General features: G+C 71.4%; 17 protein-coding genes. 8 read left to right on the top strand and 9 right to left on the bottom strand.

The genetic code is table 11. The features are described 5' to 3' along the window. Window positions 1-62 precede the first annotated feature (62 nt). From OG494_RS15425 to OG494_RS15400, 6 genes are all read right to left on the bottom strand, one after another. On the bottom strand, window positions 63-2066 hold the full coding sequence (locus tag OG494_RS15425; RefSeq protein ID WP_328456216.1) for a glycoside hydrolase family 31 protein: 2004 nt from the start codon (window positions 2064-2066) through the stop codon (window positions 63-65). Window positions 2067-2076: 10 nt separating this feature from the next. Further along, window positions 2077-2817 (bottom strand): carbohydrate ABC transporter permease, encoded by a 741-nt coding sequence (locus OG494_RS15420; RefSeq protein ID WP_328458945.1) that lies wholly within the window; start codon window positions 2815-2817, stop codon window positions 2077-2079. 53 nt (window positions 2818-2870) lie between these two features. Then, a complete protein-coding gene (locus OG494_RS15415) occupies window positions 2871-3791 on the bottom strand; it encodes a carbohydrate ABC transporter permease (RefSeq protein WP_328456214.1) in 921 nt (306 codons plus the stop codon). Beyond that, window positions 3788-5008 (bottom strand): sugar ABC transporter substrate-binding protein, encoded by a 1221-nt coding sequence (locus OG494_RS15410; RefSeq protein ID WP_328456212.1) that lies wholly within the window; start codon window positions 5006-5008, stop codon window positions 3788-3790. Before OG494_RS15410 ends, OG494_RS15415 begins: the two co-directional genes overlap by 4 nt. 34 nt (window positions 5009-5042) lie before the next feature. Then, window positions 5043-6050, bottom strand: coding sequence for a LacI family DNA-binding transcriptional regulator (locus OG494_RS15405; protein ID WP_328456210.1), 1008 nt, complete (start codon window positions 6048-6050; stop codon window positions 5043-5045). Between the two features lie 342 nt (window positions 6051-6392). Continuing rightward, a complete protein-coding gene (locus OG494_RS15400; protein WP_328456208.1) occupies window positions 6393-7220 on the bottom strand; it encodes an SAM-dependent methyltransferase in 828 nt (275 codons plus the stop codon). Between the two features lie 147 nt (window positions 7221-7367). Here OG494_RS15400 and OG494_RS15395 point away from each other — a divergent pair, with 147 nt between their 5' ends. The 3 genes from OG494_RS15395 (at window position 7368) to OG494_RS15385 (ending at window position 12068) form a co-directional block, all read left to right on the top strand. Next, on the top strand, window positions 7368-8702 hold the full coding sequence (locus OG494_RS15395; RefSeq protein ID WP_328456206.1) for a cytochrome P450: 1335 nt from the start codon (window positions 7368-7370) through the stop codon (window positions 8700-8702). A 73-nt stretch (window positions 8703-8775) separates the two neighbouring features. After that, window positions 8776-9867 carry an alpha/beta hydrolase gene (locus tag OG494_RS15390; protein ID WP_328456204.1) on the top strand — a complete coding sequence of 364 codons (1092 nt, stop codon included), beginning with the start codon at window positions 8776-8778 and terminating at the stop codon, window positions 9865-9867. 89 nt (window positions 9868-9956) lie between these two features. Beyond that, window positions 9957-12068: a putative bifunctional diguanylate cyclase/phosphodiesterase gene (locus tag OG494_RS15385; RefSeq protein WP_328456202.1), complete on the top strand. Its 2112-nt coding sequence runs from the start codon at window positions 9957-9959 to the stop codon at window positions 12066-12068. 54 nt (window positions 12069-12122) lie between these two features. Here the strand turns inward: OG494_RS15385 and OG494_RS15380 are convergent, their stop codons facing one another. Continuing rightward, a complete protein-coding gene (locus tag OG494_RS15380; protein WP_328456200.1) occupies window positions 12123-12785 on the bottom strand; it encodes a nitroreductase family protein in 663 nt (220 codons plus the stop codon). 232 nt (window positions 12786-13017) lie between these two features. On the opposite strand from OG494_RS15380, the gene OG494_RS15375 reads away from it, so the two are divergent. The 3 genes from OG494_RS15375 to OG494_RS15365 all read left to right on the top strand — a co-directional run bounded on the left by OG494_RS15375 (window position 13018) and on the right by OG494_RS15365 (window position 16060). Next, window positions 13018-13452, top strand: a complete 435-nt coding sequence (locus tag OG494_RS15375) for a hypothetical protein (RefSeq protein WP_328456198.1) — start codon at window positions 13018-13020, stop codon at window positions 13450-13452. Window positions 13453-13483: 31 nt separating this feature from the next. Then, a complete protein-coding gene (locus OG494_RS15370) occupies window positions 13484-15583 on the top strand; it encodes a (Fe-S)-binding protein (protein WP_328456196.1) in 2100 nt (699 codons plus the stop codon). Between the two features lie 237 nt (window positions 15584-15820). Beyond that, complete coding sequence (locus OG494_RS15365) at window positions 15821-16060, top strand: FHA domain-containing protein (protein ID WP_328456194.1); 240 nt, start codon at window positions 15821-15823, stop codon at window positions 16058-16060. On the opposite strand, the gene OG494_RS15360 is transcribed toward OG494_RS15365, so the two are convergent. Both OG494_RS15360 and OG494_RS15355 read right to left on the bottom strand, forming a co-directional pair. Continuing rightward, window positions 16038-17357 (bottom strand): MFS transporter, encoded by a 1320-nt coding sequence (locus OG494_RS15360; protein ID WP_328456192.1) that lies wholly within the window; start codon window positions 17355-17357, stop codon window positions 16038-16040. The two genes, OG494_RS15365 and OG494_RS15360, sit on opposite strands and share 23 nt — an antisense overlap. Before the next feature lie 178 nt (window positions 17358-17535). Beyond that, the gene (locus OG494_RS15355) at window positions 17536-18180 is read right to left on the bottom strand and encodes a TetR/AcrR family transcriptional regulator (RefSeq protein WP_328456190.1); all 645 of its coding nucleotides are present in this window, start codon (window positions 18178-18180) and stop codon (window positions 17536-17538) included. Window positions 18181-18293: 113 nt separating this feature from the next. Between OG494_RS15355 and OG494_RS15350 the strand changes: the two genes are divergently transcribed. Both OG494_RS15350 and OG494_RS15345 read left to right on the top strand, forming a co-directional pair. Continuing rightward, window positions 18294-19142, top strand: a complete 849-nt coding sequence (locus OG494_RS15350) for a shikimate dehydrogenase (protein ID WP_328456188.1) — start codon at window positions 18294-18296, stop codon at window positions 19140-19142. Next, window positions 19132-20940 (top strand): bifunctional sugar phosphate isomerase/epimerase/4-hydroxyphenylpyruvate dioxygenase family protein, encoded by a 1809-nt coding sequence (locus tag OG494_RS15345; protein WP_328456186.1) that lies wholly within the window; start codon window positions 19132-19134, stop codon window positions 20938-20940. The genes OG494_RS15350 and OG494_RS15345 overlap by 11 nt, the downstream gene beginning before the upstream one ends. Window positions 20941-21171 lie beyond the last annotated feature (231 nt).

The raw sequence follows: 21171 nt of genomic DNA, 5'->3' as shown, positions 1-21171 counted from the left end.
ACGAACCGGGACCGCCGGCGCGGTTCGACGGCCTGGTCGGCACTGGGCCGGAAAGCGGGGTGTCACGGCTTCCCGATCGGCAGGCGCGCGTGGTCGCGCAGGAACAGCGGGATGCGCTCGGCCGGGGCGGCCGCCTCGACGGTCGTCCCGCCCGGGTGCCGGTCCCCGGTGACCGCGTCCGTCCACTGTGCACCTTCGGGGAGGTACACCGGCCGGCCGGTGGCGCCGGGCGCGAGCACCGGGGCCACCAGCAGGTCCGGGCCGAGCAGGAACTGGTCCTCGACGGCCCACGCCGCGGCGTCGGCGGGGAAGTCGACGAACAGCGGGCGCATCGGCGGGACGCCCTGCTCGTGCGCCACCCGCATCTGCGCCATCAGGTACGGCCGCAGCCGTTCGCGCAGCCGCAGCGCGTCCTCGATGGAGACCAGCGCTTCGGCGCCGTAGGACCACACCTCGTTGGGCCCGCCGGTCATCTCCGGCCCGAACGGCGGGCGCGGGTCGCGGAAGCCGTGCAGCCGCAGCAGCGGGCAGCAGACGCCGTACTGGAACCACCGGACCAGCAGCTCCCGGTACTCCGGCGAGTCCGGGTCGCCGCCGTGGAAGCCGCCGATGTCCGTGGTCCACCAGGGGATCCCGGCGATCGCGACGTTCAGGCCGGCCCGCACCTGCGCCCGCAGCGACGCCCAGGTCGCCGGGACGTCGCCGGACCACAAGGCGGCGCCGAAGCGCTGGCTGCCCGCCCACGCCGACCGGCTCAGCAGCACGACCTCGTCGTCACCCTCGCCGCGGATGCCGTCGTGGAACGCCTGCGCGTGGACCTGGGGGTAGATGTTGACGACCTCGGAGCCGGGGCCGGCGTGGAAACCGAGGTTGTGCGGGTGGCCCGGCCGGATCTCCGGCTCGTCCCCGTCCAGCCACCACGCGCGCACGCCCAGGTCGTAGTAGTTCTCCTTGACCTTCTCCCAGAGGAACCACCGGGCCGCCGGGTTCGTCGGGTCGTAGAAGGCGACGGGCAGCTCGACGTCGAACCCCTTGTCCTTCCACGGCGCGTGCGCCGCGACCCCGCTCTCGGCCGCGACGAGCAGGCCGTTCTCGTGCATCTCGTCGTGGTTCTCCGACAGCGGGCTGACCGACGGCCACACCGACACCATCAGCTTGACGCCCAGCTCGTCCAGTTCCCGCATCAGCCCGGCCGGGTCGGGCCACTCGGCCGGGTCGAACTTCCAGTCGCCGAGGTGCGTCCAGTGGAAGAAGTCGGCGACGATCACCGACAGCGGCAGGCCGCGCTCGTGGTGCTCCCGGGCCACGGCCAGCAGCTCCTCCTGGGTGCGGTAGCGCAGCTTCGACTGCCAGAACCCCGCTGCCCACGCGGGCAGCATCGGTGCGTGCCCGGTCGCGTCGGCGTAGTGGCTCAGGATCTGCCGCGGGCCGTCGCCGGTGGTGACCCAGTAGTCGAGCTGGCGGGCGTCGTCGGCGACCCAGCGGGTGCCGTTGGCGGCCAGCTCGACCCGGCCGACGGCGGGGCTGTTCCAGAGGAACCCGTACCCGCGGCTCGACAGCAGGAACGGCACCGAGACCTCGCCGTTGCGCTGCACCAGGTCCAGGACCAGGCCCTTCTGGTCGAGCCGGCCGTGCGGGTGCTGGCCGAGGCCGTAGAGCCGCTCGTCGTCATAGGCCGTGAAGCGCTGTTCGAGCCGGCCGTAGCCGTTGCGCGAGGGCATGAAGACCCGCGCGCCGGGCCACCAGAAGTGCGCGCGCTGCTCGGACAGCAGCTCTTCGCCGGTGTCCGTGCGGACGAACCGCAGCTGCGCGTCGACGCCGGTGTCGGTGTCGGCGATCTCGACCAGCGCGGTGAGCGCGCCGTTCACCACCCAGGCGGACCGCCCCTCCGCGCCCGCGGTCCCGGCGGACGGCTTCGCGGGCAGGAGCGCGCCGGGGACGTCGTCGAGGATCCGGTGCCGGCCCACCCGCACGCGCAGGCTGTCGGCGCCCCACGGTTCGATGAGCAGCACTTCGTGCCGGACGCGGACTTCGAGCGAACGGCCGTCTTCGGTCGTGGCGATCACGGGGGCCTCCTCAATCCTTGACGGCGCCGCTGGTCAGGCCGGCGACGACGTAGCGCTGGGCGACGACGAGCAGGACGGCCGCCGGGATCGCTGCGAGGACGGCGGTGGCCATGATCCCGTTCCAGTCGGCGGACTGGTTGCCGACGAACCGGTAGATGCCCACCGTGATGGGCTCGAACGACTGCCCGGTGGTCAGGGTGACGGCGAACAGGAAGTCCGCCCAGGCGAACAGGAACGCGAACAGCCCGGCCGTGACCAGCGCGTTGCGGCTGACCGGGAGGATGATCGAGAAGAACGTCCGCCAGTACCCGGCACCGTCCACCCGGGACGCTTCGGTGAGCTCCCGCGGCACCGAGATCATGAACGCGCGCAACAGGAGCACGGCGAACGGGATGGTCGCGGTGGCGTCCGCCAGCACCAGCCCGGCGTAGCTGTCGATCAGCCCGAGGTTGCCGAACACGGTGTACAGCGCGTTCGCCATCACGATGCCCGGGATCAGCTGCACGATGAGCAGCACGAACACCAGCACGGTCCCGCCGCGGACCTTCAGCTGCGCCAGCGCGTACGACGCGGGCGCCGCGATCACCAGCGACACCACCACCGTGCCGAGTGCGATGACGACGCTGGAGACGAGGTTCGGCCCCTGCGTCGCGAGGGCCTTGCGGTAGCCCTCGAGCGTGCCGCCGACGGGGAAGAACGCCGGGTCGGGCCGCAGCAGCGCGCCGCTGGGCTGCAGGGACGCGTTGACCATCCAGTACAGCGGGAACAGCAGCACCGCGACGATCACCACCCCGGCCGCGGTCTTCACGCCGCCGCCTCGGCCAGCGTCGCCTTCGCCGAGCGCAGGTAGAGCAGGCCGAACGCGGTCGCCGCCAGGATGAGGACGTTGCCGACCGCGGCGCCCTGCCCGAACGCGAAGTCGTGGAAGGACAGCCGGTAGGACCACGTCGTGAGCGTCTGGGTCGCGTTGGCCGGGCCGCCGCCGGTGACGACCATGATCACGTCGAACACCTTGATCGTGTAGACCAGCCCGAGCATGAGCACGATCCCGGTGACCGGGCGCAGCAACGGCCAGGTGACGTGCCGGAACCGCTGCCACGCGCCGGCGCCGTCGAGCGCGGCGGCTTCGTGCAGCGACGCCGGGATCGCGCGGAGCCCGCCGTGCAGGATCACCAGGTTGAACGGGATGCCGATCCAGATGTTGGTGAGGATCACCGCCGGCAGCGCCCAGGCCGTGCTGCTCAGCCACGGCACCGCGCCGACGCCGATCAGGCGCGATGCGGCGTTGAGCACCCCGTGGTCCTGGTCGAACATCCACCGCCAGACCGCGCCGCTGACCACCAGCGGCAGCAGCCAGGGGAGCAGGAGCAGCGACCGCAGCAGCGCGCCCCCGGGGAACCGGCCGGCGAAGAACACCGCCAGCGCGAGGCCGATGCCGAACTGGAAGACGAGGGACCCGGCGGTGAACAGGACCGTGTTGAGCACGGCCGTCGAGAAGAGCGGGTTCGCGAGTACCGCGGCGTAGTTGGCCAGGCCGACGAAAGGCGCTTCGCCGGTGTAGAACGACTTGACCGTGTAGTCCTGCGTGCTCATCACGACGTTCGCGGCCAGCGGGTAGCCGAAGAACACCACGACGTAGGCCACGGCGGGCAAGAGGAACGCCCACGCGGTGAACCGGTCGTCCCGCCGTGGTCCCCGCCGCGGCACCGGGGCCGCGAGCGTCACGACCCGGCCGCTTGCTGGGCGGTCTTCAAGGCCTGGTCGGCGGGCAGCTTCCCGGTCAGCGACGCCTGGATCGCGTCGGCCAGCGCCTGCGAGACCTTCGGGTACTTCTCGCCGAGTTCGGCGGTGCGGGAGCGGGCCGAGCCGACCTCGTCGACGAACGCCCGCATCGCCGGCTGCTCGGCGCCGAACTTCGCGGCGACGGCCGTCTTCGACGGGACGTAGGCGTGGGCCTTGCTCCACTGCAGCATGGTCGGCTCGGCGAGGACGCAGGTCAGCACCTTCCCGGCGGCCTGCTGCGTCGGCCCGCCGGTCACCGGCACCGCGCCGACCTCGCCGCCGAGGGCGACCACGGGCTTGGCGCCCGCCTTCGGCACCGGGATCGGCACCACGCCGTAGTGCAGCGACTTCTGCTCGTCGAGCCGGGCCAGGTTCCACGAGCCGTTGACCATCATCGCCGCGTTGCCCGCGACGAACTGGTCGGCGACGTCGTTCTGGTTCCACGTCACCACGGACTTCGACGCCGACCCGCTCGTCACGAGACCGGTGACGTAGGCCAGCGCCTGCGTGCTCTGCGGCGAGTCCAACCGGGACAGTTCGGCGCCGTTGCTCCAGAAGAACGGGAGGAACTGCCAGGTGCCCTCCTCCGACGGGATCGCCGAGAAGGCGAGGCCGTACTTGCCGTCCCCGGTCAGCCCGGCCGCGGCGGCCGTCAGCTCGTCCCAGGTGGACGGCGGCCGCACGCCGGCGGCGGTCAGCAGGTCCTTGTTGTAGATCAGGGCCAGCCCGTTGACGCCGGGGGCGACGCCGTAGAGCTTGTCCCGGTAGGTCCCGGCCTTGACGATGCCCGGGTAGTAGCCGTCGGCGGAGATGCCGTAGTCGGACAGCGGGGTCAGCGCGCCGGTGGCGGCGACCTGCTGCAGCGTCGGGTTGTCGGTGAAGAGCAGGTCCGGCAGGGTCTTCGAGCTCGCGCCCTGCAGGATCTTCGGCAGCATCTGCGCGGTCGGCACCGTCCGGCGCTCGATCCTGATGCCGGTCTGCGCGGCGCAGGCGTCGAGGACCTTCTGCCACGCCGCGGATCCCTGCTCGTCGGCGTAGTAGTCGAGCTCGGTGATCGAGGTGGCGGCCGGGGCGTTCGACGACGGCGGGGCGGTGGGGCTGCACGCGGTCAGGAGCGCGGCGCTCGCGACCAGCAAAAGGGCGCGACGGGCTGCGGACATGGTGATTCCCCTTCGACGGCGGAGCAGAACCGGGTCAGGTGCGCGGCGCGGCCGTGCTCTCGCGCCGGGTCAGCCGCGGGTCGAGCAGCCGGACCTCCGGCGTGGAATGGCCGCCGAGCCGGCGCATGGTCATCTCCACGGCCTGGGCGCCGACCTCTTCGGCCGGGATGGCGACGGAGGTGAGCGCGACCGGGTGCTGCTCGGCCATGCTGTCGGGGCAGACGGCGATCACCGAAATGTCCTGGGGGACACGAAGACCGCGTTGGCGCAGGTGCGTAAGCAGTCCGGGGAGGACGGCTTCGTTGTGCACGACGAGGCCGGTCAGGCCCGGGTCGGCGGCGAGCAGTTCGTCCACACAGGCGCTCACGGCTTCGTAGGAGTGCGCGCACGGCCGGTTCGTCGCGCGGACGCCCCGGCTCCGCGCGGTGTCGTCGAACCCCTGCAGGAACCGCGTCGCGTAGCTGGTGCCGCGCCGGTAGACCGCGGGGGAGGGGCCGATCAGCGCGACCGAGCGGTGGCCGAGGTCGGCCAGGTGCGCGACGCACGCCGAACCGGCGGCGGTGAAGTCGAGGTCGACGCAGCTCAGCCCGGCCGGGTGATCGGGCACGCCGATGAGCACCACGGGCAGGTCGAGCGCGATGAGCATCGGCACCCGCGGGTCGGCGGCTTCGACGTCCATCACCATCAGCGCGTCGGCGATCGCCGACGACGCCACCCGCTGCAGCGCGGCAGGGCCCTCGTCCTTGGTGAGCAGCAACAGGTCCTGGTCGTGCGCGCGGGCCGCGGTGACCGCCGCGGCGACGAACTCCATCACGACGGCGACGTTGAGGTCGGTGCGCAGCGGCACGACCAGGGCCAGCACGTTCGTCTTGCTGCTCGCGAGCGCGCGGGCGCCCGCGTGCGGGTGGTAACCGAGCTTGCGGATGCTCTCTTCGACCAGCCGGCGGGTCTTCGGCGAGATCGAGCGCTTGCCGCTGATCACGTACGACACCGTGCTGGGGGCCACCCCCGCGGCATTGGCGACGTCGTTGATCGTGACCACGGGCGGCCTCCTGGAGACATGGGGCAGGGGAAGTGCGAGTCGAAGCGCATCGACGATGGGACGAAGGTAGGGGACACTCGGCCGGAACACAAGGACTATTGCCAGTCGGCCAACAATTCGATTCACCTTCGACGTGAGTGTCACTCGTCGAATTCGTCGAACACTCTTGTGGGTCGATGTTTCAGCAGGTCAGAACGAGGTTCTTTGGGAAATCGAAATTACCTGGGAGCGTGTCCGGGAGGACTTGACCTTACCCGGATCGGGTGCCGGCGACCCCGTGTCCGGGGGTATTGGATCGGCCGCCGGTCGAATCGTTTCGACGAATCCCGGGAAGGTTACCGGTTACGGCGAATCCGGTTTCCGGCCTACTCCCGCGTAAGGAAGGACGTTGATCGCCGGGTCGTCGGACATGTCGCCGGCACCCTCGGGGTTCCACAGCGCACAGCCGACCAGGCCCGGCTCGACCAGCTCGAAGCCGTCGAAGAAGCGGAGGACCTCTTCGTGGGTGCGCGGAAACGGCTGGTTCTGCTGGTTCTGCTGGGTGGTGTAGACCTGCACCGCCTCGCCGAGCTCCGTCGCCGACTCGGTGTCGGCCGCGACGTGCGTCAGGGCCAGGAAGCTGCCGGGCGCCAGCCTTTCGCGGTAGCGGGCGAGGATGCTCACCGGGTCCCACGAATCGGGCACGAAGTGCAGCAGCAGCAACATGAACAGGCCGGTCGGCTGGCCCGGGTCGAGCAGCTTGCCGGCACCCGCGAAGATCTCGTCGACGTCGCGCAGGTCCGCCTGGATCACCGCGCAACGGTCGTTGTCCTGCAGCAGCAGCTCGCTGTGCGCGACCGCGACCGGCTCGCGGTCGACGTACACCACGCGGCACGACGGGTCGGCCTGCTGGACGATCTCGTGCAGGTTCCCCACCGTCGGGATGCCCGCCCCGACGTCGAGGAACTGCCGGATCCCGGCGTCGACCATGTGCCGCGCGGCGCGGCGCAGGAACGCGCGGTTGAGCCTCGCGGCGTCGCGGATACCCGGCATGATCTTGAGGATCTGCTCCCCGAGCGCGCGGTCGGCGGCGAAGTTGTGGTCGCCGTCGAGCCAGAAGTCGTACACCCGCGCGGGATTCGGCACCGAGGTGTCGACCTCCGACGGTACCCAGCTCGTTTCCCCGGTCACCCTGACCTCCACCCCTCGCGGACTTGCCGGCGACATCGGCCGGCGATATCGATCGGCGGCATCGATTGACGGCGGAGTGTAGCCCCGCTCATCCGTTCGTGTGGCGGCACTGCCGGTGTTCTCCCCGCCGGTCCTAGGGTGTGCCCGGTGACGAACGACCCGCGCGCCGTCCCCGGTCGCCGGCCGGTGCTCGGGCACACGGTGGCGCTGCTGCGCGACCCGCTGAAACTGTTCGATTCCCTGCCCGCGCACGGAGATGTCGTCGAACTGCGCCTCGGGCCGCTGCCGGTGCGCGTCGTCACCAGCCCCGAACTGGCCTGGCGGGTACTGGCCACCGACGCCGGCAAGTTCGACAAGGGCCTCGTCTTCGACAAGATGCGCCCGCTGTTCGGCGACGGGCTGGCCACCTCGAACGGCGAGCTCAACCGCCGGCAGCGCCGGATGGTCATGCCCGCCTTCGGCCGGACGCGGATCGCGGGCTACGCCGAGAACACGATGACCGCCCTGGCCGACGAGCTGGCCGGCTCCTGGCGGCCCGGCGAAGTCGTCGAGTTCGACCAGCGGATGCAGGACCTGGTGCTCACCATCGCCGGGCAGACGCTGTTCTCCACCGCCCTCAGCGACGACGTGCTCGCCGAGATCCGCCGCTCGATCCCGATCATGCTGAAGTACGTGCTGGTCCGGGCGTTCTCGCCGAAGTTCGTCGAGAAGCTGCCGATCCCGGCGAACCGCCGGTTCGACGCCGCCGCGGCCCGGCTGCGCGAGGTGATCGGCGCGACCGTCGTCGCCGCGCGGAAGGAGGGCGCCGACCACGGTGACCTGCTGTCGATGCTGCTGGCGGCGCGGGACGAGGACACCGGCGAGGGCATGTCCGACCGCCAGGTGCACGACGAGGTCATCACGATCCTCACCACCGGCGCCGAAACGACCGCCGTGGCGCTGGCCTGGTTCTTCCACGAGCTCGGGCAGCACCCGGATGTCGAACGGCGGTTCCACGCGGAGGTGGACGAGGTCCTCGACGGCCGTCCCGCACGCTTCGAGGACCTGCCGGAACTGGTCTACACGAACCAGATCGTGAACGAGATCGTCCGCCGCACCCCGCCGCTGATCCTCATGCGCCGGGCGCGTGAAGACGTCGAACTCGGCGGTGTCACGATCCCCGCGGGCAGCGAGGTGGCGGTCAGCCAGCACACGCTGCACCGGGATCCGCGCTGGTTCCCCGAGCCCGGGCGGTTCGACCCGGACCGCTGGGCGCCCGGACGGGCCGCGGAACTGCCGAAGGGCGCGTACATCCCGTTCGGGGCCGGCGCGCGGCTGTGTCCCGGGCACGTGTTCGCGCCGACCGAGATCGCCATCGTCGCCGCGACCATCGGCGCCCGCTGGCGGCTGGTCCCGGTGCCGGGCAAGAAGGTCCGGGCGCAGCTCAAGGCCACGATGCAGCCGAACCGGCTGCCGATGACCGTGGTGCCGCGGCAGACCTGACGGTGCCTGATCGGCTACCAGGTGTAGTGTTTCGTGGTCCTCAGCTCGTCACCCGTCCGGAGGGAAGAACGGCGTGAGACTGCCGGTCAAGCTGACGTCGGCGTTGTTCGCCTGCGTCGTCCTGCTCGGGTCCCTGACCGCCGCGGTCCCCGCCGAAGCGGCCGCGATCTCCTGCGCCGACACGGATCTGCCGGTCACCGGGCCCGGGCTGCCGCCGCTCGTGCCCGGCGCGCCCGCGACGGTGCACGGCCGGCTGTGCCTGCCCGCCGGCGCGGTGCCGGCCGCCGTCCAGCTGCTCGTGCACGGCGGCACGTACAACAGCGCGTACTGGGATCTGCCGTACCAGCCGGAGCGCTACTCCTACCAGCGCGACATGGCTTCGCACGGCTACGCGACGTTCGCCGCCGACCAGCTCGGCGCCGGCGGCAGCAGCCACCCGCTCAGCCTGCCGCTGACGGTGCAGGCCGAAGCCGAGGCGCTGCACGAGGTGATCGGCCACCTGCGCGCCGGGCACGTCGGCGGCACGGCGTTCGCGAAGGTCGTCATCGTCGGCCACTCGGTCGGGTCCGGGGTCGTCGCCGTGGAGGCGGGGACCTACCACGACGTCGACGGCGTGATCCTGACCGGCGTCACGCACCTGCCCGCGCTGCCGGTGCTGGCGCTGGGCGCGGCGCTCGGGCTGCAGCCGGCGTCGTTCGACGACCAGCTGGCCCACCTGGGCAGCGACCCGCTGTACTTCACGACGCGGCCGGGGGCGCGGGCCGGGCTGTTCTACGCCGCCGGTGACGCCGACCCGGGCGTGATCGCGGCCGACGAAGCCACGAAGGACCAGGTCTCGGTGCCGGGGATGGGCACGGTGGCGTTGTTCGGCATCGTGCTGCCCGCGACGTGGGGAATCACCGTCCCGGTTTTCCAGGTGGTCGGGGAAAAGGACGTGCTTTTCTGCGGGCTGCTCGCCCTTCGCGACTGTTCGAGCGCCGCGACACTGCGGGCCCAGGAGGCGCCGTATTACCGAGACCCGTCGAAGCTGTCGATGTTCGTGCTCCCCGGCGCGGGGCATTCCGTTGCGCTGCACGAAAACGCCGGACAGTACCGGGATGCCACCCGAACGTGGCTGAATGACCGGATCGGCGTAACTGCTCAGGGTTATCACTCGATTGGATGAACACTGATCAGTGCGCGTGACGCCATTTCGCGCCAAGATATATCGGTTCCCCGAGCTGGAGTGCGCACTAGACCCTTGGACAGGCTGAAGTGACTGCTCCCCACCCCCACGGCGCTTCGCGCGCGAAGCCGTCCGCCGAACGAGCGGCGCGACGGCTCCGTACCCTCGCGCGCAAATGGGGTTACCTGGTCAGCACCACGGCGTACCTGCCGTACACGCCCGACGAGATCGAGCAGGAGCTGTCGATCCTGGTCGGCTGGCTCTTCGAGGCGGTCGCGAGCGACCCGCAAGGTGTCGAAGAGGCGGCGGCGGCCGGTGGGCGCCTGGTGGAGCTGCGCTGCGTCGGCCCGGAGAGCCTGCGCCGCTCCATGGAGGTGCTCGGCAAGGGCCTGCTGCGCGAGCCGGAGCTGCGCGGAGTCGCCAAGCTGGCGGAGCGGGTCGTGCTGGTCCTCGGCGCGTTGAGCTCCGGGTACAGCGAGGCGCTGCGCGAGGACATCCAGAAGCGGCAGGAGGGCCTGAGCCGAGCGTTGCTGAAGGTGGAGCAGGAGACCCGGCGCAAGCAGGTCCTCACGCGCGCGCAGTTCGAGGAGGTCTTCGCCGGCTCTGCCACCGGCGTCGCGATCACCGACCTGGACGGCCGGGTGCTGCGTGTCAACGCGGCGCTCGCCAAGACGCTCAACCGCACCCCGGCCGAGCTCGCCGCGCGGACCCTGTTCGAGTTCGTCCACCCGGACGACGTCGACGTGCTGCGGGAGGGCTACGCGGATCTGCTGTCCGGCCGGTTGCACCGGCTGCGGGCCGGCCGCCGGCTGGTCGGCCGGGACGGCGAGCCGATGTGGGCCACGTTCGTCGCGGCCGTGGTCCGCGACGCGATCGGCGAGGCCCAGCAGCTGATCACGCTCGTCGACGACGACACCGAAGTGGCGCTGCTGCAACGGCGGCTGAGCCACCAGGCCCTGCACGACGTCCTCACCGGGCTGCCCAACCGGCAGTTCTTCGGCACCCGGCTGGAAAACGCGCTGCGCGAGGCCGACCAGGCCCGCGGCGTCACGCTCTTCCACCTCGACCTCGACGGCTTCTCGCTGATCACCGGCGGGCTCGGCCAGGACCTCGGCGACAAGCTGCTGCGCGGCGTCGCGGCGAAGCTGAAACTCGTGTTCGAGGACGAGAACGCGCTCATCGCGCGGCTCGGCGGCGACGAGTTCGGTGTGGTGGTGCAGAACGGCGAGGACACCCCGGACGTCGGGTCGCTGGTCCGCCGGATCAACCACGAGCTCGCCGAGCCGGAGTACGTCGACGGGACCCACGGCGTCGCGCTCTCGGCCAGCATCGGCGTCGTCCACCGGCCGCCGCGCGACACCGCGCCGGCCGAGCTGCTCCGCGCGTCGGACCTGACGCTGCGCCGCGCCCAGCGGGCGGGCAACCAGTGGGGCCTGTTCGACCGCGAGCTGGATCGCCGTGACCGCCACGAGTTCGGCCTCGCGGCGTCGATGGCGGGTGCCTGGGAGAACGGTGACGTCGAGATCGTGTACCGGGTGCTGGTGGACCTGGCCGCCGAAGACGAGCCGGCCGCGATCGAGGCGCGGCTGCGCTGGACCCACCCGGCCGAAGGCGAGCTGTCGCACGAGACGTGCGTGCGGCTGGCGGGCGAGACCGGGCTGGCGCTGCCGCTGGGCACGTGGCTGCTGCGCACGGCGGCCGAGCACCTGACGGCGGCGGGCATCGAGGTCCCGCTCGTCGTCGAGCTCGGTCCGCACCAGGCCGCCGACCCCGACCTGGTCGGCGAGGTCCGCGCGGTGCTGGCCGACACGGACCTGCCGCCGCAGCGTCTCCGCCCGGGCTTCCCGGCGACGACGTTGCTGGCCGAAACCGGCGACGCGGTCGACAACCTGAAGGTCCTGGCGGAGATCGGCATCCCGGCCGAGATCCACGACTTCGGCGCGGCGGGCGACGTCACGTTCCTGGCGGACCTCCCGATCCGCACCGTCCGGATCGCGTCGTCGGTGGTGTCACGCCGGAGTCACCCGCTGGTGGAGCGGTCGCTGGCGTCGCTTATCGAGGTGGCCCACCTGGCGGGCGCGAAGGTGGCGGTGGCGGGCGTCGAAACGCGCGAACAGTCGGCGTGGTGGCGGGAGCACGGCGCGGACTACGCGTCGGGCCCGGCGTTCGCGGACCTGCCGGACGGCTTGCCCTCCTGCTGAGCCGTGAGTGTCCAGGTCGGTGGGAACCCGTCCTGAACGCTCACGACCGGTGCGTCAGATCCGGACCAGGACCTCGTCCAGGGACTTACGCCGCAGGTCCGGGACCACGCAGTCGTCCGCCGGGTAGCCGACCGGGATCACCGCGAACGCCCGTTCGTTGCGGGGCCGGCCCAGCAGGTCGCCCAGGAAGCGCATCGGGGACGGCGTGTGCGTCAACGCGGCCAGGCCGGCCACCTGCAACGCCGTGAGCAGCATGCCGACCGCGATGCCCACCGACTCGTCGACGTAGTAGTGCTTGTGCACGCCGCCGTCCTCGTCGACGGCGAACCGTTGCTGGAAAACGACGATCAGGTACGGCGCGTCGGTCAGGTGCGGTTTCACGGCGTCCGTTCCCAACGGCCGCAACGCGTCAAGCCACGCCTCGCCGAGCCGGCCGTCGTAGGAGATCTTCTCTTCGGCCTCCGCCGCCTCCCGGATCCGGCGGCGCACCGCCGGATCCGAGACGAGGACGAACGTCCACGGCTGCTGGTGCGCGCCGCTGGGGGCGGTGGAGGCGACGGCGATCGCGTCGAGCACCGCGCCCTCGGGGACCGGGTCGGGGGAGAACATCCGGACCGAGCGGCGCTGCTCCATGCGCTGCCGGAGTTCGGCGACGTTCGACGTGGCTTCGGCGGCGGGCAGGCGGGCGGGCCGGTACGGGACCGGGTGATAGGTCATGGCGGAATTGTGGCGGGGAACACGCCGGGCGCAGCAGGGCCGAACGTACGATTTGCGACCCTACGGCGTTCGCTCGCCGGACGGTTAGGGCGACCTTGCTTCGGAAATTACGCCATGCAGCGCAAGGTAAGTGGGCCATTCGGTCCTGTCGCGCGAAGTGACCCCGTCATTACTCTCCAGTAGAACGAAGTGGTGTCGATCACAGCCGCTCAGAGTCGCCGGAGGAGGCCCCATGGCGTCGCGCGTGCGAGGAACGGCCTCCGAAGACCGGCGCGACCCGCGGCTCAGGCACATCACCGGCTGCCTCACCTGCACCCTCAAATGCGCGTACTGCGGGCTGCCCGTACGGCTGACCGGACCGGGCGATCACCCCGGCTACGGCGTCGTCGAGCAGGTCGCCGGAGACGGGCCTGCTCCGGATCTGGTGCTGCTGCACCGCTTCTGCCGCAGCGCGCTCGGCCGCTGCCGGACGCGGGGGTGCGTGCTGCGGCGCGCCCACCTCGGCCGCGCGACCGAGCAGTACGAAACCGGCCGCCGCCGTCCCGGGCGCTACCAGCGCCTCGGCGTCCGCCGGTCGCCCGACCTCGATCTGTACCGGAAACACTGGCGGGTCGCGAAGATGCGGTACGCGTGCAAGGCGTGCCGCTACTACACCGGCTCGCACTGAGCCTTCCCCTTAAGCACGTCACGGAGGACTCGTGCTCGTTCGCCTCATCCTCGGCCTTCTCATGACCGTCGTCGGCCTCGCCGTCGCCGGGCGCCGGGTCCTGTTCCTGTACCACCTGATCAAGGCGGGCCAGCCCGACACCAAACGCTCCGGCGAGCTCGGCAAACGCGCCACCGCCCAGCTGCGGGAGGTCTTCGGCCAGCGCAAGCTGCTCAAGTGGTCGGTGCCCGGCCTCGCGCACCTGTTCACGTTCTGGGGCTTCGTGATCCTCGCTTCGGTCTACCTCGAGGCGTACGGCGCGCTCTTCGACGAGGACTTCGCGATCCCGTGGATCGGGCACTGGGGCCCGCTCGGGTTCCTGCAGGACTTCATCGCCGTCATGGTGGCCGTCTCGCTGGGCGTGTTCGCCGTGCTCCGGATCCAGCAGGCCCCCGAACGCAAGGACCGCGCGTCCCGGTTCTTCGGCTCGCACACCGGCGGCGCGTGGCTGATCCTGTTCATGATCTTCAACGTCGTCTGGACGATGTTCTTCTTCCGCGGCTCGTCCGCGGCGTCCGGCAACTTCCCGTACCACTCGGGCGCGTACGTCTCGCTCGGCGTCGGGAACCTCCTGGAGCCGCTGGGGCACGGCACGACCGAGGTGCTGGAGACCGTCGGGCTGCTGCTGCACATCGGCGTGATGCTGGTGTTCCTGGCCATCGTGCTCTACTCCAAGCACCTGCACATCTTCCTGGCCCCGCTCAACGTCACCGCGAAGCGGCTGCCGGACGCGCTCGGCCCGCTGCTGCCGATGGAGTCCGCCGGCAAGCCGATCGACTTCGAGGACCCGGGCGAGGACGATACGTTCGGCCGCGGCAAGATCGGCGACTTCACATGGAAGGGTTTGCTCGACTTCTCGACGTGCACCGAGTGCGGCCGCTGCCAGTCGCAGTGCCCGGCGTGGAACACCGGGAAACCGTTGTCCCCCAAGCTGCTCATCATGAGCCTGCGCGACAACATGTTCGAGGAGGCGCCCTACATCCTCAGCGGTGAGGAGCACGAAGGCGCGCGCCCGCTGGTCGGGACCGAGGCCGACAACGGCGTCATCGACCCGGACGTCCTCTGGTCGTGCACCACGTGCGGCGCGTGCGTCGAGCAGTGCCCGGTGGACATCGAGCACGTCGACCACATCGTCGACATGCGCCGCTACCAGGTGATGATCGAGTCGGCGTTCCCGACCGAGCTCGGCGGGCTGTTCAAGAACCTGGAGACCAAGGGCAACCCCTGGGGCCAGAACAACTCGGAACGCCTCGCCTGGACGAAGGACATCGGCTTCGACGTCCCGGTGTTCGACGGCGAGCTGGCCGAGGACGTCGAGTACGTCTACTGGGTCGGCTGCGCGGGCGCGTTCGACGACAACGCCCGCAAGACCGTCCGCGCCACGGCGGAGCTGCTGCACATCGCCGGCGTGAAGTACACCGTGCTCGGCAAGGAGGAGTCCTGCACCGGCGACCCGGCGCGGCGGGCGGGCAACGAGTTCCTGTTCCAGATGATGGCGCAGCAGACGGCGGAGACGCTCAACGCGGTGTTCGAGGGTCGTGAGGAGCGGCTGCGCAAGATCGTCACGACGTGCCCGCACTGCCTCAACACGCTCAGCCGGGAGTACCCGGACCTGGACGGGCACTACGAGGTGGTCCACCACACGCAGCTGCTCAACCGGCTCGTACGCGCCGGCCGGCTGACCCCGGTCAAGCCGGTCGAGGACGGCCCCAAGGTCACCTACCACGACCCGTGTTACCTCGGGCGCCACAACAAGGTCTACACCCCGCCGCGCGAGCTGGTCGGGGCGACGGGCGCCACGCTCGAAGAGATGCCCCGCCACGCCGACCGCGCGCTCTGCTGCGGCGCGGGCGGCGCCCGGATGTGGATGGAAGAGCAGATCGGCAAGCGCATCAACCTGGAGCGCGTCGACGAGGCCATCGCCACGGACGCCGAGACGATCGTGACGGGCTGCCCCTTCTGCCGCTCCATGCTCACCGACGGGCTGGTCCAGCGCCAGAGCGAGCAGAAAGCGGAGAACGTCGACGTCCGCGACGTCGCCCAGCTGCTGCTGGAGCGCGTGAAGGCGCCGGAGGCCGCACCGAAACCCTGACCCCCGCGTATCTTCCGGCCGCTTCCCGGCTCTGACCGGAGCCGGGAAGCGGGGGAGGGGCGCTGGCGCCGCGGGAGACGGCGACGATCGAGACGCTCGACGGGGCCGTGGCGAGGTTGGCGGTGCGCTATGGCTTATGGCTGGTCGGCCGCGGGCCGGAGGCGCACCTGAGGCTATACTCGGACCAGGTGAGCCTGCGGCACGCTTGGATCCGGTGCGACGCGCGCGGCACCTGGGGTGTCCGACGCGGGGTCGCGCACCGGCACCCTGGTCAACGGCGAGGCGCTGGCGTCGCGGCGGGCCCGGCTGCTGCGCGACGGCGACCGGGTGACGTTCGGGTTCGGGCGGGGCGCGTCCAGGCTGCTCCGGTACTTCGAAGCCGGGCCGGAGGTGGGCCTGGGCGGCACCCTGCTGACCGTGGGCGTGGTGGTGACGGTGCTCGGGCTGGTGCCGGCTAACCGTCCACAGAGGAAGTGACCATAGTGGACTTCGTGGCGTCGGCCGGGTTCTTGCTCCCGAGATCCGCGGTTGGGACCTTGTAGGTCTCCCGGGCCGTCGCCGCGGCGATCGCGGCCATCACGCAGACCGCCGCGGTGAAGATCGAGACGCCCAGCCAGTCCGACTTGCCGGAGCCGATCGCCGCCACCACGCTCGGGGCGAAACCCGCGACCGCGAAACCGATCTGGGTGCCGATCGCCATGCCGGACAGGCGGACGCGCGCCGAGAACATCTCGCCGTACAGCGACGGCCACACCCCGTTGACGCCGGAGTAGGCGACGCCGAAGAGGACGATGCCGAGCACGAACAGCAGCGCGTACGAGCCGATCGAGATCGACCACAGGTACGGGAAGATCAGCACGCCGCAGGCGAGGCAGCCGGTGATGAATACCGGCTTGCGCCCGACCCGGTCGGCGAGCCCGGCCAGCAGCGGGATCGCCGCCAGGGCCACGATGTTGGCCAGCACGCCCACCCACAGCATCGGGGTGCGCGCCAAGCCGATGGTGTTGACCGCGTAGCTCAGCGCGAAGACCGTGAAGATCGTGCTGACCGAGGCGATCGTCGCCGCGACGATCACGCGCAGGACGTCGGCCCAGTGGTTGCGGAAGAGCACCGCGACCGGCAGCTTCGCGACGTCCGTGCGGGCGAACACCGGGGTTTCGTCGAGCTTGCGGCGGATGACGAAGCCGACGACCACGACGGCCGCGCTGCACCAGAACGGGATCCGCCAGCCCCACGTCAGCAGGTCGGCCTGGGGGAGCGCGGCGACCGGCAGGAAGATCGCGGTGGCCAGGATCTGCCCGGCCTGCGTGCCGCTCAGGGTGAAGCTGGTGAAGTACGCGCGACGCCGTTCGGGCGCGTGTTCCAGCGACATCGAGTTCGCGCCCGCCTGCTCGCCGGCCGCGGAAAGTCCTTGCAGCAGGCGGAGAACGACCAGCAGGATCGGCGCGAGCACACCGACGGTCGCGTAGGTGGGCAGGCAGCCGACGGCGAACGTCGCGAAGCCCATCAGGAGCAGGGTGAACACCAGGACGCGCTTGCGGCCGAAGCGGTCGCCGACGTGGCCGAGGATGAACGCGCCGACCGGCCGGGCGGCGTAGCCGACGCCGAAGGTGGCCAGCGCGAGCAGTGTGCCGGTCGCGGGGGAGGAGGCGGGGAAGAAGACCTTGTTGAACACCAGTGCGGCGGCGGTGCCGTAGATGAAGAAGTCGTAGTACTCGAGCGCACTGCCGATCCAGGCGGCCAGCGCCGCCTTGCGGGGCATCGATGCGGTCACAGGGGTGCTCCTGACGTCCGTGCTTCGTTGCTCAGAGTCGGCGGGGAAGCGGGTCGTTAATGTACGATCTGGTTAGTTAATACAGAGTGCGAGAAGGCGCCCTGGGTGTCAAGAGATCCTTTTCGGGCCGGCGAAGCTGCCGTCCGTGCACTGGAGTGTGGGGGCGGAGAGGGACGGGTCAGCGAGCCGTCAGGTAGCCGATCACCAGGTCGCTCAGCATCTCGCGGTACCGCTCGCGCCGGGCCGGGTCCAGCATGTCGCGGCCGAAGATGGCCTGGAACGTGTGGCGGTTCGCCAGCCGGAACACGCAGAACGAGCTGATCAGCATGTGGATGTCGAGCGGGTCGGCGTCGTCGCGGAAGCGGCCGGCCGCGCGGCCGCGCTCGAGGATGCGGGTCAGGCCGCCCAGCGCCGGGTCGGCCAGGCCGGCCAGGATCTCCGACTGCTTCAGGTGGTCCGCGTGGTGGATGTTCTCGATGCTGACCAGCCGGATGAAGTCGGGGTTGGCCTCGTGGTGGTCGAACGTCAGCGCGGCCAGCTCCCGCAGCGCTTCCTCCGGCTCGAGGTGCTCGACGTCGAGCTGCGATTCGAGGGTGCGGATCGCGGAGTACGAGTGCTCCAGCACGGCGAGGTAGAGCTGCTCCTTGCCGCCGAAGTAGTAGTAGATCATCCGCTTGGTCGTGCTGGTGCGGGCGGCGATCTCGTCGACCCGGGCGCCGGTGTAGCCCTTGTCCGCGAACTCCCGCGTGGCCACCGCGAGGATGTCGGCGCGCGTGCGTTCCTTGTCGCGCTGCCGCTCGGCCTCCGACGCTGGTGCGGCCACCGGGCTCCCTCCGCTGCTGGTCGACGCCCTCACTCTAGTCGAGGACTTCCGGTCGGGCGGACGCCGCGCTACTGTGAACTCACTAGTTCGTACATTAATCCGGAGGGCGCCGCGTGACCAGCTACCTGATCGGACTCGTCGGCACCGGCATCGGGCCGTCCGCCAGCCCGGCCCTGCACGAGCGCGAGGCCGACGAGCTCGGCCTGCGCTACGTCTACCGCCTGCTGGACCTCGACGTCCTGCGCCGCCCGGTCGCCGACGTCCTGGCCGCCGCCCGCCTCGCCGGGTTCGACGGCCTCAACGTCACCCACCCGGCCAAGCAGGCCGTGCTCCCGCACCTCGACGAGCTCTCGCCCGAAGCCGCCGCGCTCGGCGCGGTCAACACCGTCGTGTTCGACCGTGGCCGCGCCGTCGGGCACAACACCGACGCCACCGGCTTCGCCCGCAGCCTGGGCCGCGGCCTGCCGGACGTCCGGCGCGACGACGTCGTCCTGCTCGGGGCCGGGGGAGCAGGCGCGGCGGTCGCGCACGCGCTGCTCTCCTCCGGCGTCGGCCGGCTGACCGTCCACGACGTCGACCAGGAGCGCGCCGCGAACCTCGCCGGCGCGCTGAACGACCGGTTCGGCGCGGACCGGGCGCGCACCGGCGGCCCCGACGCCGTCCGCCGCGCCGACGGCCTGGTGCACGCGACCCCGACCGGCATGGCCGCGCACCCCGGCTCGCCACTCCCGGCCGAGCTGCTGCGCCCGGACCTGTGGGTGGCCGACATCGTCTACCGCCCGCTGGAAACGGCGCTGCTCGAGGCCGCCCGCGCCCGCGGCTGCCGCGTGCTGCACGGTGGCGGCATGGTGGTGCTGCAGGCCGCCGAGTCGTTCCGGCTGTTCACCGGCGTCGAGCCGGACCCCGCGCGGATGCTCCGGCACTTCGACACCCTGGAAGGAGCGCCCGCCTGTGCTGCCTGAACCGCGGACCGCGATCGCCACCGTCTGCCTGTCCGGCACCCTCGAAGACAAGCTCGCCGCGGCCGCGGCGGCCGGGTTCGACGGCGTCGAGATCTTCGAGAACGACCTCATCGTCTCGCCCCGCGGCCCCGCCGACGTCCGGAAGCTCTGCGCCGACCTGGGGCTTTCGATCGACCTCTACCAGCCGTTCCGCGACTTCGAGGCCGTGCCGCCGGAGCTGCACCGGGCCAACCTGCGCCGCGCGGCGCACAAGTTCGACGTCATGGCCGAGCTCGGCACGGACACCGTGCTGGTCTGCTCCTCGGTGTCGCCGGACGCGATCGACGACGACGAACTGGCCGCGGAGCAGCTGCACGCGCTCGCGGATCTGGCCGCCGGACGCGGCCTGCGGGTCGCCTACGAGGCGCTCGCCTGGGGCCGGCACGTCAGCGGCTACGAGCACGCGTGGCGGATCGTCCGCCGGGCCGCGCACCCCGCGCTCGGCGTCTGCCTCGACAGCTTCCACATCCTCTCCAAGGGCCACGACCCGGCGCCGATCCGGGCGATCCCGGGAGAGAAGATCTTCTTCCTGCAGCTGGCCGACGCGCCGCGGCTCCCGATGGACGTCCTGCCGTGGAGCCGCCACCACCGGCTCTTCCCCGGCCAGGGCGAGTTCGACCTGACGGCGTTCACCGGGCACGTCCTCGCCGCGGGCTACCGCGGCCCGCTGTCGCTGGAGGTCTTCAACGACGTCTTCCGCCAGGCCGACCCGCGCCCGGCCGCCGTCGACGCGATGCGATCCTTGCTCGCGCTGAAGGAGTCCCTCGGCGTGCTGGACCTGCCGCCCGCACCGGAGCTGACCGGGCACGCGTTCGCCGAGGTCGTCACCGGCCCGGGCGCCGGGGCGGGCGCCGTGCTCGCGTCACTCGGCTTCGCGCGCACCGGCGTGCACCGCAGCAAGCCGGTCGAGCTCTGGGAACAGGGCGAGGCCCGGGTGCTCGTCAACGAGGGCGGTGACGCCGGTGGCTCGATCGGCGCGGTCGCGCTGGCGAGCGCCGACCCCGCGCGGTCGGCCCGCCGCGCCGAGGCCCTGCGCGCGCCGGTGCTGCCGCGCACGCACGGCCCGCGGGAGGCCGACCTCGCCGCCGTCGCCGCGCCGGACGGCACCGAGGTGTTCCTCTGCGGGAACGACGACTGGCGAGGCGACTTCGAGCCGACCGGTGAGACTGCGGGCGGCGCCGGGGTTTTCGGAATCGATCACGTGGCCCTCACGCAGCCCTTCGACCACTTCGACGAAGCGGCGTTGTTCTACCGCTCGGTGCTCGGGCTGACGCCGTCCCCGGTCGTGGAGTTCGCCGCGCCGTTCGGGCTGGTGCGCAGCCGCGGCGTCACGGCCGGGAACGTCCGGCTGACCCTGGACAGCGCGCTGGTGCGGCGGGGCGAGTGGGCGCCCGCGGTGCCCGAGCCGCAGCACGTCGCCTTCGCGTGCGAGGACGCCGTCGCGGCGGCCGGGAAGATGCGCGCGCTCGGCGCGCCGTTGCTGGAGATCCCGGGCAACTACTACGACGACCTCGCGGCGCGGCTCGATCTGCCGGCCGCCCGGATTGCCGCGTTGCGCGCGAACTCCGTGCTGCACGACCGGGACGAACACGGCGAGTTCCTGCATTTCTTCACCGCCCTCGCGGGCGCGCGCGTGTTCTTCGAGGTGGTCCAGCGGATCGGCGGCTATCGCGGTTTCGGGGTGGTCAACGCGCCGGTGCGGATGGCCGCGCACCGCGCCCGGCGACACCCGCGGCCACCAGCCGAAACGCTCGCCTGACCGCCGCCCCGGGACCTGTCCCGGGGCGGCTTTCTTTCGCCCCCGCGGCGGTATTCCGGCGCACCGGAATACCCCGTTCAGGCCCGTGAAAAACGTCCGGGACACCTTCCTATTCGGACGACTTCCACCACCTTTCTTCCCGGCGCCGGTAACGGTGCGACTACTCCCCGTCAGAGTGCCTGGAGCGATTACAACGTCTTGGCAACCGCCTTGACAGGGCCTGTGGTACGT

The organism is Amycolatopsis sp. NBC_00438 (genome assembly GCF_036026695.1).
In the GTDB taxonomy this organism is placed as follows: domain Bacteria; phylum Actinomycetota; class Actinomycetes; order Mycobacteriales; family Pseudonocardiaceae; genus Amycolatopsis.
This window is presented reverse-complemented; position numbering and strand designations above follow the sequence as displayed.